The organism is Serratia sp. C2(1), assembly GCF_036352655.1.
In the GTDB taxonomy this organism is placed as follows: domain Bacteria; phylum Pseudomonadota; class Gammaproteobacteria; order Enterobacterales; family Enterobacteriaceae; genus Serratia; species Serratia inhibens.
On sequence record NZ_JAZFBA010000005.1, the window covers coordinates 33490 to 49944 of the forward strand.

Annotated in this window: 17 protein-coding genes; 7 read left to right on the top strand and 10 right to left on the bottom strand. The window is 55.5% G+C overall.

Annotated elements, in window-relative coordinates; genetic code table 11:
- Positions 1-54: 54 nt before the first annotated feature.
- From pstB to V2S86_RS21425, 5 genes are all read left to right on the top strand, one after another.
- Positions 55-825 (top strand): phosphate ABC transporter ATP-binding protein PstB, encoded by a 771-nt coding sequence (gene pstB, locus V2S86_RS21405; RefSeq protein WP_369982368.1) that lies wholly within the window; start codon positions 55-57, stop codon positions 823-825.
- A gap of 14 nt (positions 826-839) precedes the next feature.
- A complete protein-coding gene (gene phoU / locus V2S86_RS21410) occupies positions 840-1574 on the top strand; it encodes a phosphate signaling complex protein PhoU (RefSeq protein ID WP_006321786.1) in 735 nt (244 codons plus the stop codon).
- A gap of 169 nt (positions 1575-1743) precedes the next feature.
- Positions 1744-2583, top strand: a complete 840-nt coding sequence (locus tag V2S86_RS21415; protein WP_004950512.1) for an ABC transporter substrate-binding protein — start codon at positions 1744-1746, stop codon at positions 2581-2583.
- 78 nt (positions 2584-2661) lie between these two features.
- Entirely contained in the window at positions 2662-3375 is a 714-nt protein-coding gene (locus V2S86_RS21420) for an amino acid ABC transporter permease (protein WP_330764038.1), read from the top strand.
- A gap of 1 nt (position 3376) precedes the next feature.
- Complete coding sequence (locus V2S86_RS21425) at positions 3377-4117, top strand: amino acid ABC transporter permease (RefSeq protein WP_330764039.1); 741 nt, start codon at positions 3377-3379, stop codon at positions 4115-4117.
- Between the two features lie 10 nt (positions 4118-4127).
- Here the strand turns inward: V2S86_RS21425 and yieH are convergent, their stop codons facing one another.
- Positions 4128-4793 (bottom strand): 6-phosphogluconate phosphatase, encoded by a 666-nt coding sequence (gene yieH / locus V2S86_RS21430; RefSeq protein ID WP_330764040.1) that lies wholly within the window; start codon positions 4791-4793, stop codon positions 4128-4130.
- 223 nt (positions 4794-5016) lie between these two features.
- Here yieH and V2S86_RS21435 point away from each other — a divergent pair, with 223 nt between their 5' ends.
- Positions 5017-6354: an NCS2 family permease gene (locus tag V2S86_RS21435; RefSeq protein ID WP_330764041.1), complete on the top strand. Its 1338-nt coding sequence runs from the start codon at positions 5017-5019 to the stop codon at positions 6352-6354.
- 34 nt (positions 6355-6388) lie between these two features.
- Here the strand turns inward: V2S86_RS21435 and V2S86_RS21440 are convergent, their stop codons facing one another.
- The 9 genes from V2S86_RS21440 to rpmH form a co-directional block, all read right to left on the bottom strand.
- Positions 6389-7438 carry an alpha/beta hydrolase gene (locus tag V2S86_RS21440; protein ID WP_330764042.1) on the bottom strand — a complete coding sequence of 350 codons (1050 nt, stop codon included), beginning with the start codon at positions 7436-7438 and terminating at the stop codon, positions 6389-6391.
- A gap of 96 nt (positions 7439-7534) precedes the next feature.
- Positions 7535-8101 carry an NADPH-dependent FMN reductase gene (locus V2S86_RS21445; protein WP_330764043.1) on the bottom strand — a complete coding sequence of 189 codons (567 nt, stop codon included), beginning with the start codon at positions 8099-8101 and terminating at the stop codon, positions 7535-7537.
- 175 nt (positions 8102-8276) lie between these two features.
- Complete coding sequence (locus V2S86_RS21450; RefSeq protein WP_330764044.1) at positions 8277-9002, bottom strand: 4'-phosphopantetheinyl transferase family protein; 726 nt, start codon at positions 9000-9002, stop codon at positions 8277-8279.
- A 96-nt stretch (positions 9003-9098) separates the two neighbouring features.
- The gene (locus V2S86_RS21455) at positions 9099-10412 is read right to left on the bottom strand and encodes a lysine N(6)-hydroxylase/L-ornithine N(5)-oxygenase family protein (protein ID WP_330764045.1); all 1314 of its coding nucleotides are present in this window, start codon (positions 10410-10412) and stop codon (positions 9099-9101) included.
- Between the two features lie 120 nt (positions 10413-10532).
- On the bottom strand, positions 10533-11900 hold the full coding sequence (mnmE, locus tag V2S86_RS21460) for a tRNA uridine-5-carboxymethylaminomethyl(34) synthesis GTPase MnmE (protein WP_330764046.1): 1368 nt from the start codon (positions 11898-11900) through the stop codon (positions 10533-10535).
- 101 nt (positions 11901-12001) lie between these two features.
- On the bottom strand, positions 12002-13639 hold the full coding sequence (gene yidC, locus V2S86_RS21465; protein ID WP_311994826.1) for a membrane protein insertase YidC: 1638 nt from the start codon (positions 13637-13639) through the stop codon (positions 12002-12004).
- Between the two features lie 2 nt (positions 13640-13641).
- Positions 13642-13899, bottom strand: a complete 258-nt coding sequence (gene yidD / locus V2S86_RS21470) for a membrane protein insertion efficiency factor YidD (RefSeq protein WP_004933881.1) — start codon at positions 13897-13899, stop codon at positions 13642-13644.
- Positions 13863-14222, bottom strand: a complete 360-nt coding sequence (gene rnpA / locus V2S86_RS21475; protein WP_004950547.1) for a ribonuclease P protein component — start codon at positions 14220-14222, stop codon at positions 13863-13865. The genes yidD and rnpA overlap by 37 nt, the downstream gene beginning before the upstream one ends.
- Before the next feature lie 18 nt (positions 14223-14240).
- Positions 14241-14381: a 50S ribosomal protein L34 gene (rpmH, locus tag V2S86_RS21480; RefSeq protein ID WP_005976668.1), complete on the bottom strand. Its 141-nt coding sequence runs from the start codon at positions 14379-14381 to the stop codon at positions 14241-14243.
- A gap of 680 nt (positions 14382-15061) precedes the next feature.
- On the opposite strand from rpmH, the gene dnaA reads away from it, so the two are divergent.
- Positions 15062-16453, top strand: coding sequence for a chromosomal replication initiator protein DnaA (gene dnaA, locus V2S86_RS21485; protein ID WP_006321767.1), 1392 nt, complete (start codon positions 15062-15064; stop codon positions 16451-16453).
- Positions 16454-16455: the final 2 nt, after the last annotated feature.

Consider the following 16455-nt stretch of genomic DNA (forward strand, 5'->3'; position numbering starts at 1 on the left):
AATTTTGAGCGCTGCCGTGGCGGCGCTGATGAAAAGAGAGAAGTCTTGATGAGTATGGTTACTGACGCTTCCAGCAGCAAAATTCAGGTACGCGATCTGAACTTCTACTATGGCAAATTCCATGCGCTGAAAAACATCACGCTGGACATTGCCAAGAACAAGGTCACCGCGTTTATCGGCCCGTCCGGCTGCGGCAAGTCCACTCTGCTGCGTACTTTCAACAAAATGTACCAGCTGTATCCCGAGCAGCGTGCCGAAGGCGGCATCCTGCTGGATGGGCAGAACATTCTGACCGATAACTCGGATATCGCTCTGTTGCGCGCCAAGGTCGGCATGGTGTTCCAGAAACCCACGCCGTTCCCGATGTCGATTTACGACAATATCGCCTTCGGCGTGCGCCTGTTTGAAAAGCTGTCGCGTGCCGATATGGATGAGCGCGTACAGTGGGCGCTGACCAAAGCGGCGTTGTGGAACGAAACCAAGGACAAGCTGCACCAGAGCGGTTACAGCCTGTCCGGCGGCCAGCAACAGCGCCTGTGCATCGCACGCGGCATCGCCATCCGTCCGGACGTTTTATTGTTGGATGAGCCTTGCTCGGCGCTGGATCCTATCTCCACAGGCAAAATCGAAGAGCTGATCAGCGAACTGAAGTCTGACTACACCGTGGTGATTGTGACCCACAACATGCAGCAGGCCGCGCGTTGCTCTGACTCCACGGCATTTATGTATCTGGGCGAACTGATCGAGTTCAGTGATACTGATAACCTGTTCACCGCGCCACAGAAAAAACAGACCGAAGACTACATCACCGGCCGCTACGGTTGATTACGGGAACCCAAATGGACAACCTGAATTTAAATAAACACATTTCCGGCCAGTTCAACGCAGAACTTGAGCACATCCGTACCCAGGTGTTGACCATGGGCGGGCTGGTGGAACAGCAACTGACCGACGCCATTACCGCGATGCATAATCAGGACGGCGAACTGGCCAAACGCGTTATTGAAGGTGACGCCAAGGTCAATATGATGGAAGTGGCGATCGACGAAGCCTGCGTGCGCATCATTGCCAAGCGTCAGCCGACCGCCAGCGACCTGCGCCTGGTGATGGCGATCATCAAGACCATCTCCGAGCTGGAACGTATCGGCGACGTGGCGGATAAAATTTGTCGTACCGCGCTCGAGAAATTCTCGCACCAGCATCAGCCGTTGCTGGTCAGCCTGGAGTCGCTTGGCCGCCATACCGTGCAGATGCTGCATGACGTGCTGGACGCCTTTGCGCGTATGGATCTGGATGAAGCAATCCGGATATACCGCGAAGACAAGAAGGTCGATCAGGAGTATGAGGGCATTGTCCGTCAGTTGATGACGTACATGATGGAAGACACCCGCACTATTCCGAGCGTGCTGACTGCGCTGTTCTGCGCCCGTTCGATCGAGCGTATCGGTGATCGATGCCAGAACATCTGCGAATTTATTTTCTACTTCGTGAAAGGTCAGGATTTCCGCCACATTGGCGGTGATGCGCTGGAAAAACTGCTGTCTTCCGACGGCAAAGAAGAAAAAAAAGAGTAATTTTCCCCGCGAGTTACTCCCCGGAAGGCGCAGAAAACTGCGCCTTTATGCTGTTTAAAACCCTCAAAGATAAAAAGGTTATAAATATAGCTTTTTATATTATTTCCTGACCTATGTGGCTCTTGCTAGCTTAGCAGCCAGCAGGACATCACCCACTTAGGAGCTTTTCATGAAACATCGCGCTTTGGCCTTAACGTTGTTAGCCAGCCTGACCAGCCTCGCCACCGGTGCCGCACATGCGGACAAACTCGACGACATCAAAAAAGCCGGCGTAGTGCGTATCGCGGTGTTCGACAGCAACCCGCCGTTCGGCTATATCGATCCGCAAAGCAAAAAGTTGGTCGGCTATGACGTTGATGTCGCAGACGCGATCGGCAAGGCGCTGGGCGTAAAAGTTGAGCTGCGCGCCACCAACCCGGCTAACCGCATTCCCTTGCTGGTATCCAAGAAGGTCGATTTGATCGCCGCCAACTTCACCATTACCGACGAGCGCGCCAAGGAAGTGAACTTCAGCGTGCCTTATTTCGCCACCGGCCAGAAATTTATCGCCCGTAAAGGCGTACTGAAAACCCCGGAAGACATTAAAAAGCTGCGTATCGGTGCGGATAAAGGGACGGTGCAGGAAATCACCCTGCGTGAACATTACCCAACCGCAAAAGTGATCTCTTACGACGATACCCCGCTGGCCTTTGTGGCGTTGCGTAACGGTAACGTACAGGCGATCACTCAGGATGACGCCAAGCTGGTTGGCCTGCTCGGTAACCTGCCGGCGGCGCAGAAAGCCGATTTTGAGATCTCGCCGTTCAGCATCACCAAAGAGTACCAGGGTGTCGGTATTCCAAAAGGGGAAGATCGCCTGACGGCCAGCATTAACGACACGTTGATCAAGCTGGAAAAAGACGGCGAAGCGGTTAAGATCTACGACCGCTGGTTCGGTCCGGAAACCAAAACCGCCCAGCCGCGCGGCGATTTCAAGATCGCGCCTTTGGATCAACAGCCAAAAGCCTGACGATTTGAAGTGCCGGGTCTGAACGGAGGGGCGCAGCTTGCTGCGCCCCTGATGCATTTGGCAAAACAAGGATTGAACATGAAGGTGGACTGGCTGCTGGCGCCTCAGTATCTGGGCTGGTTATGGGATGGCTTCCTGCTGACGCTGTGGCTTTCCGCTTGCGCGAGCCTGGCGGCCACGCTGTTGGGTTTGATATTGACGGCGATGCGCGACAGTAGCCTGCGTCCGCTGCGCTGGCTGGCGGTGGGTTACAGTTCGTTATTTCGCAATACGCCGCTGCTGGTACAGCTGTTCTTCTGGTATTTTGCCGCTGGGCAGATCTTGCCTTCCGCCGCCATGCAATGGCTGAACACTTCGCATCAAATTGGGCCAATCGCCTGGCCGTCGTTCGAATTCCTCGCCGGCTTCTTCGGCCTGACGCTGTATTCCGCCGCCTTTATCGCCGAAGAGATCCGTTCCGGCATTCGCGGCGTTGCCGGCGGACAAAAATACGCCGCTAACGCGTTGGGGCTGACCGGGTGGCAGGCCATGCGCTATGTGGTGTTGCCGCAGGCGCTGAAAATTGCCTTTCCGCCGCTGCTGGGCCAATACATGAACGTAATAAAAAACTCTTCGTTGACCATGGCGATCGGCGTTGCCGAGCTGTCTTACGCCTCGCGTCAGGTGGAAACCGAAACGCTGCGCACCTTCCAGGCGTTCGGCGTCGCGACGGTGTTGTACATCGCCATCATTGCGTTGTTGGAAGGCTGGGGCATGTGGCGACAGCAGCGTAAACCCCTGAGAGGGCACTAACATGGATTTCGGCGTTATATACGACAACCTGGGGTATTTGCTGTGGGGCACCTGGCCGGAGGGGCCGTTGGGCGGGGCGGCGTTGACGCTGGCGATCAGCCTGATGGCCGGCCTGGCTTCGGCTGTCCTCGGTACGCTGCTGGGCGTGGCCTTGGCGATGTCGCGCGGTGTAGCCGCCGGGTTATTGGCTGCGGTGCTGGGTTTTTTCCGCGCCATCCCGGTTATCATGCTGATTTTTTGGACTTATTTCTTGCTGCCGATCCTGTTTGGCGTGGATATTCCGGAAATCACCACCGTGGTCTGCGCATTGGCACTGATCGCCTCGGCCTATTTGGCCCATGCGGTGAAGGCAGGTATTGTCGCCATTGGCCCCGGCCAGTGGCAGGCCGGTTTGTCGCTGGGGCTGACCCGCTGGCAAACGCTGCGCATGATCGTGCTGCCGCAGGCGTTGCGCATGATGGTGCCGTCGTTTATCAACCAATGGATTTCCCTGATCAAGGACACCTCGCTGGCTTATATCGTCGGCGTCAGCGAACTGACCTTTCTGGCAACCCAGGTCAATAACCGCAGCATGGTGTACCCGATGGAAGTCTTCCTGTTTGTCGCGTTGGTGTACTTCGTGTTCTGCCTGGCGCTCGATCTGCTGGCCAATGCGGTCAACCGCCGCCTCAGCCCGCAGGCCAAGGCAATGAAACGCTCCTGGCGCTGGTGGCGCAACAAACCGCCGCTGCCGGCGAGTTGATCGGGGCCGATTAACGGGTCAACTGCCAGCCGCGTTCTCGCCATAACGCCGGGAGTTGGGCCAGGTCGTCAAACGGCGTTACCAGCGGGCTTTCGATAGGCTGGTTGTGCGGATCGGCACAGAAGTAAAACACCGGAATACCGGCGGCGATCCCGGCCTGGGCACCGGCAGCGGAGTCATCGACCAGAATGCAGCGTTCAATGGGGACCTGCATTTTTTCGGCGGCGTGGTACAGGATCGCGGGGTCAGGTTTCCAACGCTGGATGTCATAACCGCTGAACAATCGGTCATCAAAATAGTTCAGCATGCCGGTCAGGCCGAGCGAGTGCTGCATTTTGCTGACCGGGCCGTTGGAGACGGTGCACATCGGCGCAGCTACCTGCGCCAGCAGCTCGCGTGCACCGGCGATCTCCTGCAGCTCGCTGTCGAACAGGCGAGCCACTTCCCTGCGATATAAGGGTTCCAATTCCTCTTTCGGCAGCGCTACGCCGTGTTCCGCATTAACCTGCTCGATGATCTCGTACAGTTTTATTCCTTTGTATTTCCTGAACATCTCTTCCAGCGACAGCTCAAGGCCATAGTGGGCGAACATATGCACATAAGCCTTGCTGCACAGCACCTCGCTGTCTACCAGCGTGCCATCGCAATCAAACAAAATGCAGTCAATCTGATTCATCAGGGTAAGCGTCCTTCGGTTAAGCGGCGATAAAACCACTTTAACCGCATCAGGAAAGATTGCGACTCCTTAATCCACTTTGCCGATGAAGATCAATAAATACAGACTGTTGACTACTTTGGCCGTAAAGACGGCGAAAAAAACCTGTGACCGACGTCAAAAGCCAGACTTTTTGTTATAGGATAGCCAGCGACTGTCCATTCCCTTCTTCGGAATTCTGATAATGAGCAAACCAGTATCTGGCCTTGACGTTGAACAAGGCTTGCTTGGGCGTGTGTTTAAACTCAAGCAACATGGAACCACGGCGCGTACGGAAACGATTGCCGGTATTACTACCTTTTTGACCATGGTGTATATCGTGTTCGTTAACCCCCAGATCCTGGGCGCGGCGGGCATGGATACGCAGGCGGTGTTCGTGACAACCTGCCTGATTGCCGCTTTTGGCAGCATTTTTATGGGCCTGCTGGCTAACCTGCCGGTGGCGCTGGCACCGGCGATGGGCCTGAATGCGTTCTTCGCATTTGTGGTAGTTGGCGCTATGGGCATTTCATGGCAGATCGGCATGGGCGCTATTTTCTGGGGTGCCGTCGGTTTGTTGCTGCTGACCATTTTCCGTGTTCGTTACTGGATGATTGCCAACATTCCTATGAGCCTGCGGGTGGGGATCACCAGCGGTATCGGCCTGTTTATCGGCATGATGGGGCTGAAAAACGCCGGTATCGTGGTGGCCAACCCGGACACTCTGGTCACCATCGGTAGCCTGACTTCGCACAATGTGCTGTTGGGCGCGCTGGGCTTCTTTATCATCGCCGTGTTGTCATCACGCAACTTCCATGCGGCGGTGCTGGTTTCCATCGTGGTAACCACTCTGATCGGCTGGGCGCTGGGCGATGTCAAATACGGGGGCCTGTTCTCCATGCCGCCGAACATTACTTCGGTGGTGGGACAGGTCGATCTGGCCGGGGCGCTGAATATCGGCTTGGCCGGGGTGATCTTCTCCTTCATGCTGGTTAACCTGTTCGACTCCTCCGGTACCTTGATTGGCGTGACCGACAAGGCTGGGCTGACCGACGACAAGGGCAAGTTTCCGCGTATGAAACAGGCGCTGTATGTGGACAGCATCAGTTCGGTCGCCGGTTCGTATGTCGGTACCTCTTCCGTCACCGCGTACATTGAAAGCTCTGCCGGCGTATCCGTTGGCGGCCGCACCGGCCTGACTGCGGTAGTGACCGGCATTTTGTTCCTGCTGGTGATCTTCCTGTCGCCGCTGGCGGGCATGGTGCCGGCTTATGCCGCCGCCGGCGCGTTGATCTACGTTGGCGTGCTGATGACATCCAGCCTGGCGCGCGTGAAATGGGACGATCTGACCGAGGCAGTGCCGGCGTTTGTCACTGCGGTGATGATGCCATTCAGTTTCTCGATCACCGAAGGCATCGCGCTGGGCTTTATTTCTTACTGCGTGATGAAACTCGGTACTGGCCGCTGGCGTGAAATCAGCCCCTGCGTGGTTGTCGTGGCGCTGTTGTTTGTGCTGAAGATTGTCTTTGTGGACGGTCATTAATACGACAAGGGCCGACGCTTGCCGGCCCTGTTATCTATGCCCCAGGTGTCGCGTCCGGCGCCTGATTCAATACCCACTGCAATGGCCGTTTGAAACGCGCCTGCCAGCCGCCTTCCGCGTTCTCCCCCTGGGGAAAATGCAGCGTCTCTACCTGATTGTTCTCGCTGAAAAGATTGGCGAAGTGCAGCGCCAGCGCCTGATCGCTGAAGTTTTGCCGATCGTAGTACGCCACCACCACCTTTTTGTGCGCGGCCAGCGATTGCTGCGCCGGTTTGATCCCGCCATTGGGGGCGATCAGCATTGCGCCGGCATAAAACTGCGGATACCTGCTCAGCAGATTGGCGGCATGCAACGCCCCTTGTCCACGGGCCGTGAGATAGATCTTTTGCGGATTAAGCTTTAATTCTTCCTGCGGCCGCAGGGCCTGTTGAATGGCGCTCTGGGTGCTTTCCTCGCTGTAATTCGACCAGCGGAAGCTGTTTTCCGACAGCATCTGGGTGCCGTTGATCTCGATATAGGCGACGCCCATTTCACTGAACAACAAGCGTTCTTCCGGGCTGATATTGGCACCTTTGCCATAGCCGTGCAGGAACACCACCGTTGGCCATCCTCCTGACGGAGGAGCGCCCTTCGGTATGGCATAGATGGCCTTGCCTTCGAATAAATGGGCGTGCTGCAGGTAGCGAGCCTTGGTGGTGGCGAGGATCGACCGATAGATGGCGCGGTGCTGGATGCTGTTAAAGGCGTCGTCTTCCAGCAACGTGTAGTAATACCACAGCCCACGATTGGCGCTCAGTTGCAGATAGCGTTCAGCCAGCTCTGTCTGGCCCTTTTCAGCCGAAGAGGCCGCTAACTGATAGGGGGCCCATACGTTGCGTTCATCTTCGCGCATCAGCGTTAAATAAAGCGACATGGCCCCGATTTTCTTGTCTTCGTGACTTTGGGCGGTACGCGGCAACTGGGTGTTCAGCGGGCTATGCGCAGGCAGCTCGATTGGCTCTTCCCCGGCGGGATAACGCATTTCTGCGGCGAACAAAGGTCTGGTAAACAAAGCCAGTAATAAGGCTAAAATAAAAAAATACATAATTGCATAGCTTTATTTCTTAATGGATTAGGGGGCGTTCTCTTACTGTTATAACGCCTTCAATCTCTTCGCGACCGAAGGCGTCAAAAATAGAATTTACTTCAGGCGGCGGATATAGTCGCTGAATGCGGACAGCTGGCCGGTCAGGAAATCCAGCGTGCCTTGTTCGATCAATTGCCCGGCTTGTGCATCCACTTTGTTCTGGATGACCCCACCCATAAACTCCGGCTTGTTCATCACCATGGCGTCGAGGAACACCAGAATTTGACGCAGATGATATTGGCAACGCGCACCGCCAATCGGCCCCATCGAGCTGGTCTGAATCGCGACCGGTTTGCCGGCCAGCGGCTGGTTCGGCAAGCGGGATAGCCAGTCAATGGCATTTTTCAATCCGCCCGGCACCGAGTAGTTATACTCCGGGGTCACAATGATCACGCCGTCAGCCTGACGGATTTGTGCGGCGATAGCTTCAACCGCGGCGGGGAAACCTTCATCTTGTTGCACATCGGCATCATACAGCGGGATATCACGGATAGAGGGAAGCGCTTCGATGATCACCCCCTGGGGGGCGAGGTCAGGCAGCGCCCGGGCCACCATGGCATTGTAAGAACCTTTGCGCAGGCTGCCGAGCAGGGTGACTATTTTTAAGGCTTGGTCTGACATGGTGATTCTCCCTTTCGAATGAACAGATTCAGCTTAGAACACCGGCCGATAGTAGGGCAAACTTGGCGGTGAGAATAGCCAATTCCTGCATATTTGCCTGCTTTTACAATTTTATTCAGAAATTAATAGGTTAAAAAAAGTTTTATCTTATTTTTTTCGCCATAAACCACCGATGTCAGCGGTGATGAGCCAGGCTGGTCAGCTTTACAAAGCGGGTAGAGACGGCGGGGGCGCGTGATGAAATCTCGCCGTATTTTTGCAGACCTTTGTGCTCTTCGTACTGCCAGCACACTAGCTGGTCAAGATTGGGTTCATGCGCGCAGGCCCAGCTCAGATACTCGTCGGCATCGCTCATCACCTGAACCTGAGGCGTGGCACTGGAGCGAAGATGGCCGGAAAAGGGGTGCAGCAGCAGCGTGGATTGCCCGCTATTGCCCAGACCGGAAAGTTTCAACACGCTCTGACGGATGCTCCACAACTGGGTTTCCGCTTCCAGCCGATCGTCTTGTGCGCTGATCCAGGCGGTCTCTGCCGGTGACTGATATTGGTGTTGCAGTTTTTTTTGCTGGCCGCCGCGCGCGCGCATGACCTCTATATCCAGCCCTACCTTGCCTTCATTGCTGAGCAGGACGCCTACCGTATCGCTGGCATAGGCCAGACTGAAGTCAGGCAGATGGTTGTCGGCAAAACAGGGGCGCCCGGTGGGTGTGGTGGCTATCGGCGGTAGTGTCGGCAGCCCATAAAGATAAAACATCATCTCGGCGAGCAGGATGCGCCCCTGAAGGAAACGCTGGCGGCGTTTAACGGAAAAATCAGCGGTTGCGGTCAACACCTCGACGGATAATCTGTGGGTATCCAGGGCGGCGCTGGCGGGGATCCATCGGGCAAAATGACATGCCATTGTTCACTCCATGACAGAGAGCGCTCTGATAACGCAGGAGTGTTAGATTAAGCATAAGTCGCGGATTTATCATTAAAAAACAGTATGAGGTTTATCCTATTTATCTGTTTTTTGAATGTCATTGTCCGGCGCCGCGTCACTCCACCATTGTATCAGTGAGGCATTAGGCGTCAGATCAAAATGCGGTTTGCCGAGCAAATGATTGAGGATGCGGGCAGAGCGCCAGGCCATCAGGCTCAGGCCGCCTTCGGCGCTGCCGTGGCTGTGGATGCCGGCATTCACCGCATAAATCCGGTTCTGCTCCGGCCCTTGCCACTCAAGGTTAAAATCCGGTAACAGCGGCAGGTGTTGCTGATTGTCGAACGGGATGCGCGGCAACAGCGGTTTCAGACAGGAAGGCAGCGAAGGGCGGTAGCCGGTAGCTAAAATGACCACGTCGGCATTAAATCCCTCCTGGCGATTCTCCAGGCCGTGCCGGGTGCGCAACTGGAAATCCTTCCCCGTTGGCTCGATCGCCAGCAGCGTACGGTGTGGCAACAGGCGTACGTTGCGCGTCTGGTGCATCACGTCAAAACGCATATACAGCTCGCGATACAGAGTGCGCAGCGTATGGTTACTGATGCCGTCGGCGGGCAGCTTTTGCGCCTTGATTTCCCGTTCGCGGATATCCTGCGGCAGCGTATAGAAGTAATCGACGTATTCCGGAGTGAAATACTCATTGGTGAAGGCGGATTCATCCAGAGGCTGGAAGTTGGGTCGGCGGGAAAGCCAATCCAACTGAGCGGGTTCACCCCAATGCCCGCGCAGCGCATTGAGGAAGATGTCGGCGCCGCTTTGGCCACCGCCCACCACCATCACCCGTTTGCCGGTAAGATCCGGGTTACGGAGGGCGATCTCTGCGGCATGCAGGCAATTCTCTCCCAGCGCCGGGTAAAACTCATCGGGGATCCAGGGATCGTGGCCGGTACCCAGGCAGATGTTTTTTGCCCACAGGGTTTGGTTGAGGGTACGGACTTCAAATAACTGCTGGTCATCGTCAAAATCAATGCTTTCAACCGACTGTGAAAACTGCAGCCCATCCAATCTATCGCAGGCCCAGCTTAGATAGTCAGAGAACTCTTCGCGGCTGATAATTTGCTGTTCGGTGATCAGAAAACGGTAAATTTTTTTCTGCTCGACCAGATAATTGATAAACGAAAACTGGCTGCGCGGTGCAACAGCAGTCACTAAGTCCTGCAGCACGTAAGTCTGCATATAGGCTGAAGGTAGCAGCATACCGGGATGCCAGCGAAAGCTGGCGTTGCGATCAAGAAAGGCATAGTTCACCGCACCGCTTTCAAAGGCCATGGCAGCCAGGCTGAGATTGAACGGCCCCAAACCGACACCCAGTAAATCCAATGGTTTGTTCATATATGCTTATGGCCTCCCGTCGGAAATCGCTGAGGTAAGCTTAGGCTAGTTTGGGCGGATAAAGGGGAAATGACGGGGGGATTGTTGGATGCGGGTGCCGTTTCCAGCACCCGTTGCCGATTATTTTCCGATGCAGAAACTGGAGAAAATACGTCCCAGCAGGTCATCTGAGGTAAATTCGCCGGTGATTTCACTCAGCGCTTGCTGCGCCAGGCGCAGTTCCTCGGCCAGTAACTCCCCCGCGTAAGCGCTCACTAACTGTTCTTTGCCCTCGACCAGATGCTGGGCCGCTTGTTCAAGTGCTTGCAGGTGGCGACGGCGCGCCAGGAAGCCGCCTTCCATATTGCTGGTGAAACCCATGCTCTGTTTCAAATGATCACGCAGTAGGTCGATGCCTTCGCCGGTGCGCGCCGAAAGACGAATAAGTGAGTGACCATTCACTTCGGTCATGCCCAGCGTTTCACCGGTGATATCGGCTTTGTTGCGCACCACGGTGATCGGCAGGCTGTGTGGCAGGCGTGCCATAAACTCTGGCCAAATCTCTGCCGGTTCGGTCGCGGCGGTGGTGGTGCCGTCAACCATAAACAGTACGCGGTCTGCCTGTTCAATCTCGTTCCACGCACGTTCGATGCCGATGCGCTCCACTTCGTCGCTGGCTTCACGCAGGCCGGCGGTGTCGATGATGTGCAGCGGCATGCCGTCGATGTGAATATGCTCGCGTAAAACGTCGCGGGTGGTGCCGGCAATGTCGGTGACGATCGCCGCATCGCGGCCGGCTAACGCATTGAGCAGGCTTGATTTACCGGCATTTGGCCGCCCGGCGATCACCACCTTCATCCCTTCGCGCAGCAGGCTTCCCTGGCGCGCCTCGGCACGTACGTTATCCAGATCGGCCATCACGCCGTTGAGCTGTGCTTCGATTTTACCGTCAGACAGGAAGTCGATTTCCTCATCGGGAAAGTCGATCGCCGCTTCCACGTAGATTCGCAGGTGAGTAAGTGCTTCCACAAGCTGGTGGATGCGGGTGGAAAACGCCCCCTGCAATGAGTTCATCGCGGAACGCGCTGCCTGTTCGGAACTGGCGTCGATCAGGTCGGCAATTGCCTCGGCTTGCGCCAAATCCAGCTTGTCGTTGAGAAAGGCACGTTCGGAAAACTCGCCGGGCCGCGCAATGCGCACGCCGGGCAGCGCCAGAACGCGTTTCAGCAGCAGATCGAGGATTACCGGCCCGCCGTGGCCCTGCAGTTCCAGCACGTCTTCACCGGTAAACGAGTTTGGGCCGGGGAACCACAGCGCGATGCCCTGATCCAGAGTGGCACCTGCGGCGTCGCGGAACGGCAGATAATCGGCGTATCGTGGCTTTGGCAATTTGCCAAGCAGGGCCTGGGCGGCGTCTTTCGCGCCACGACCGGAAATGCGCAAAATGCCGACGCCGCCGCGTCCCGGCGGGGTGGCTTGGGCTACGATGGTATCGGTAGTGCTGCTCATAACGGTTCTCTCTGACGATTCAATATGCAAAAAGGCGGTCTAAATGACCGCCTCTTATCTTTCGCTGCAAGGGTTCAGCGCGCCGAACCCTTACAATACGCTTAGGTCTTTTTCTTGTCGCGGCTGTGCAAGCCACGTTTTTCCAGGCCGCGGTAAATCAGCTGCTGCTGGAGGATGGTAACCAGGTTACTGACGATGTAGTACAGCACCAGACCGGACGGGAACCACAGGAAGAACACTGTGAAGATTACCGGCATAAAGGTCATGATTTTCTGCTGCATCGGGTCAGTCACGGTGGTTGGCGACATCTTCTGAATGAAGAACATCGTCACGCCCATCAGGATTGGCAGGATGTAGTACGGGTCTTGTGCCGACAGGTCATGGATCCACAGGGCGAACGGCGCATGGCGCAGCTCAACCGAACCCATCAACATGTAGTACAGCGCCAGGAAGATTGGCATCTGGATAACCAGCGGCAGACAACCTCCCAACGGGTTCACTTTCTCGGACTTGTACAGCGCCATCATTTCCTGACTCATGCGCTGTTTGTCATCACCGATACGCTCACGCATCGCCTGCAGTTTTGGCTGCAGCATGCGCATTTTCGCCATCGAGGTGTACTGCGCTTTGGTCAGCGGGTACATGATGCCGCGCACGATGAAGGTGATGATGATAATCGAGAAGCCCCAGTTACCGATGAAGCCGTGGATGAACTTCAGCAGTTTGAACAGCGGCTGGGAGATGAACCACAACCAACCGTAATCCACGGTCAGGTCCAGATGCGGCGCCAGTTGGGCCATCTGATCCTGCAGCTCCGGGCCAACCCACAGGGTAGCGTTCAGCTGCTGCTGCGCACCAGGCTGCACCACAACCGGGGTAGATTTGAAGCCGATGGTGGACAGGTTGTCGCCAGGTTTAGCGGTATAGAAGGTATTGCTGCCCTGAGTTGCCGGCACCCATGCGGTGGCGAAGTACTGTTGCAGCATCGCAACCCAACCACCCTGAGTGGTGACATTCAGGTTCTCGTCCTTGTCGAACGCGTATTTCTGATACTTGTCTTCGCTGGAAGAATACGCCGCACCACGGAAGGTGTGCAGAGCGAAGTTATTGCTGCCGGTGTCGCGGTGCTTAGGCAGCTCTGTAGTCTGCTTCAGTTGGCCGAACAGGGTCAGCTCCAGCGGAGCGGTGCTTTTGTTGTCGACGTTGTAGTCAACGCCAACCGCGTAATGGTTACGCTTGAGCACGAAAGTCTTGGTGTAAACCGCACCGTCTTTACCGGTGAAGGTCAACGGAATGCGCAACTCATCCTGGCCTTCCGGCAGGGTGTAGCTGTCCTGCGCCGCCTGGAACAGAGGACGATCGCCGTTTGCCGGGTTATCCGGGCCGTTTCTGCCGGTCAGGCCGCTTTGCGCCTGATAAACAAACGACGGGGTGTTTTCCAGCAGTTGGAATGGAGTCGATGAACCCAGGGTATCCGGGTAGGCCAACAGTTTAGCCTGCTCGATATCACCACCACGCGTGTTGATGGTCAGCGACAGCACGTCAGTGTTAACGGTAATCAGTTTACCCTGGCCACTGGCGGGCACAGCCTGGCTTGCGGCATCACCGGTAGCAGTGTTCGAAGTCTGTTGCGTGGTCTGGGCGACTGGTTGCGGAGCGTTGTCCGTTTGCCAGGCTTGCCAGATCATGAAAGACACGAACAGCAGAGCGATGAGGAGAAGATTGCGTTGCGAATCCATCGTTAGTGTTCTCTGTTATCGTCGGTTTTCGGCGGCACGGGATCATCGCCACCTGGGTTCAAGGGGTGGCATTTTAATACGCGTTTCAATGCTAACCAACTGCCTTTTATCATGCCAAACCTGCTTAATGCCTCAATTGCGTAATGAGAACATGTCGGCTGGAAGCGACAACGAGGCCCAAGCAGCGGACTGATGACGAGCTGGTAAGCCCGCACCAGCCCGATCAGGATGCGGGAGCCTGGCGACAGTGGCGACGCCATAATTTTTCCAAAGCTTCCGTCAACGCGCGGTTATCCAAATCCGCTATCCCTTTTTTGGCCACCACGACAAAATCCATCGCCGGTAACTCGTGCTGGCGTAAACGGAAGCTCTCGCGGGTAAGGCGTTTGATCCGGTTGCGTTCATGCGCGCGTTTGACGTGTTTTTTGGCGACGGTAAGACCGATGCGGGGATGCCCCAGCTGGTTCAGGCGGCCGAGGATGGTGATTTGCGGCGTGCCGGCCCGTTGTGGCTGCTGGAAGACGAAAGTGAAATGAGTGGGAGTTAACAAACGTAACTCCCTGGGAAAAGCGAGCTTAACCACTCAGCGGGTTAGCTTTTATTACTTAGAAACAGACAGACGAGTACGGCCTTTCGCACGACGGCGGGCCAGAACTTGACGACCATTTTTGGTGGCCATACGAGCACGGAAACCGTGGCTACGGTTGCGCTTCAATACGGACGGTTGGAAAGTGCGTTTCATGGCGATTTCTACCTAAACTTAAATAAGGACATAAGTCAAATGCGTTTGGCTACTCGGCGTGAAAGCTACCGACGCCTCAATCGCAATATATAAAGAGGCGGGATTGTAATAATTGTACAGTCCTGAGTCAATTCACATCGCGCGAGCCTACCTGGTTGTCTGCCAATACGGAGTAAAATCCGGTCTTGGCTCGTGGTCACAGCTGAATCCTGTCTGGCTAATGACTCACCATAAGGAACCAGGTATCACACGTAGGGCGAATATTATACGGACTCGGGGGGAAACCGCAAGGATCCTGAAGCGATCCTTGTGGTTAAAGCCCAGGATCCTTCGTGGATAACAGGGTATAACCGGTTGACAATGTAAAAAACGGCGTTCCCCGGGCGGGATCTCGCCTGTAATTTAACGCGGGTGGCGAAAAGATCGCCGCAGGCCGGGGCCTGTGGATAAAATGGATCTAATCTGTGATGAAGGGGAGGATCTCTTGCTCGGATTGCGCTATGATCCGTCATTCCGATCGCGATCTCTCAAGCGGGGATCGTGGGGGACATAAACCGTGAAAGGCGGTTCGCATGCCCCACTGGTGTTCAGCCGATGCCGGGCATGTGTCAAAAATCATGAGTTATAAAAAAGTAGCCTGATTCTTTTCTTTTATTGATCTTGTTCGAGTGGAGTCCGCCGTGTCACTTTCGCTTTGGCAGCAGTGTCTTGCCCGATTGCAGGATGAGTTACCTGCCACAGAATTTAGTATGTGGATACGCCCATTGCAGGCGGAACTGAGTGACAACACCCTGGCGCTTTATGCGCCCAATCGCTTTGTGCTGGATTGGGTTCGCGATAAATACTTAAACAATATCAATGGCCTGTTGAATGACTTCTGCGGTACGGATGTCCCTTTGCTGCGTTTTGAAGTCGGCAGCAAACCGCTCACCCAAATCATCAGCCAGACCGTCACCGAAAGCCGCAGCGCGCCAAGCGCGCCGGTGGTGCGCACCGTGGCGCCTTCCCGGCCAAGCTGGGATAACGCGGCGCCCCAGCCCGAACTTTCTTACCGCTCCAACGTTAACCCAAAGCACACCTTTGATAACTTTGTAGAGGGTAAATCCAACCAACTGGCGCGCGCGGCGGCTCGACAGGTGGCGGATAACCCGGGTGGTGCCTATAACCCACTGTTTTTGTATGGCGGCACCGGCCTGGGTAAAACTCACCTGTTGCATGCGGTCGGTAACGGCATCATGGCGCGCAAGGCCAATGCCAAAGTGGTCTATATGCACTCTGAACGCTTTGTTCAGGACATGGTTAAAGCCTTGCAAAACAACGCCATTGAAGAATTTAAGCGTTACTACCGTTCGGTCGACGCGCTGCTGATCGATGACATCCAATTTTTTGCCAACAAAGAGCGTTCTCAGGAAGAATTCTTCCATACCTTTAACGCCTTGTTGGAAGGCAATCAGCAGATTATCCTGACCTCGGATCGTTATCCCAAAGAGATTAACGGGGTTGAGGATCGCCTCAAATCCCGCTTCGGTTGGGGTCTGACGGTAGCGATCGAACCGCCGGAGCTGGAAACCCGCGTGGCGATCCTGATGAAAAAGGCCGACGAGAACGATATCCGTCTGCCGGGCGAAGTGGCGTTTTTTATCGCCAAGCGCCTGCGTTCCAACGTGCGTGAGCTTGAAGGGGCGCTGAACCGCGTGATTGCCAACGCAAACTTTACCGGCCGTGCCATTACCATTGATTTCGTGCGTGAAGCGCTGCGCGATCTGTTGGCACTGCAGGAAAAGCTGGTCACCATCGACAATATTCAAAAGACGGTGGCGGAGTACTACAAAATTAAAGTCGCGGATTTGCTGTCCAAGCGGCGTTCGCGTTCGGTTGCCCGTCCACGCCAGATGGCGATGGCGCTGGCAAAAGAACTCACCAACCACAGCCTGCCAGAAATCGGCGATGCGTTTGGTGGCCGCGACCATACCACGGTGTTGCACGCCTGCCGGAAGATTGAGCAGTTGCGTGAGGAAAGTCACGACATCAAAGAAGATTTCTCCAATTTAATCAGAACATTATCTTCCTAGCG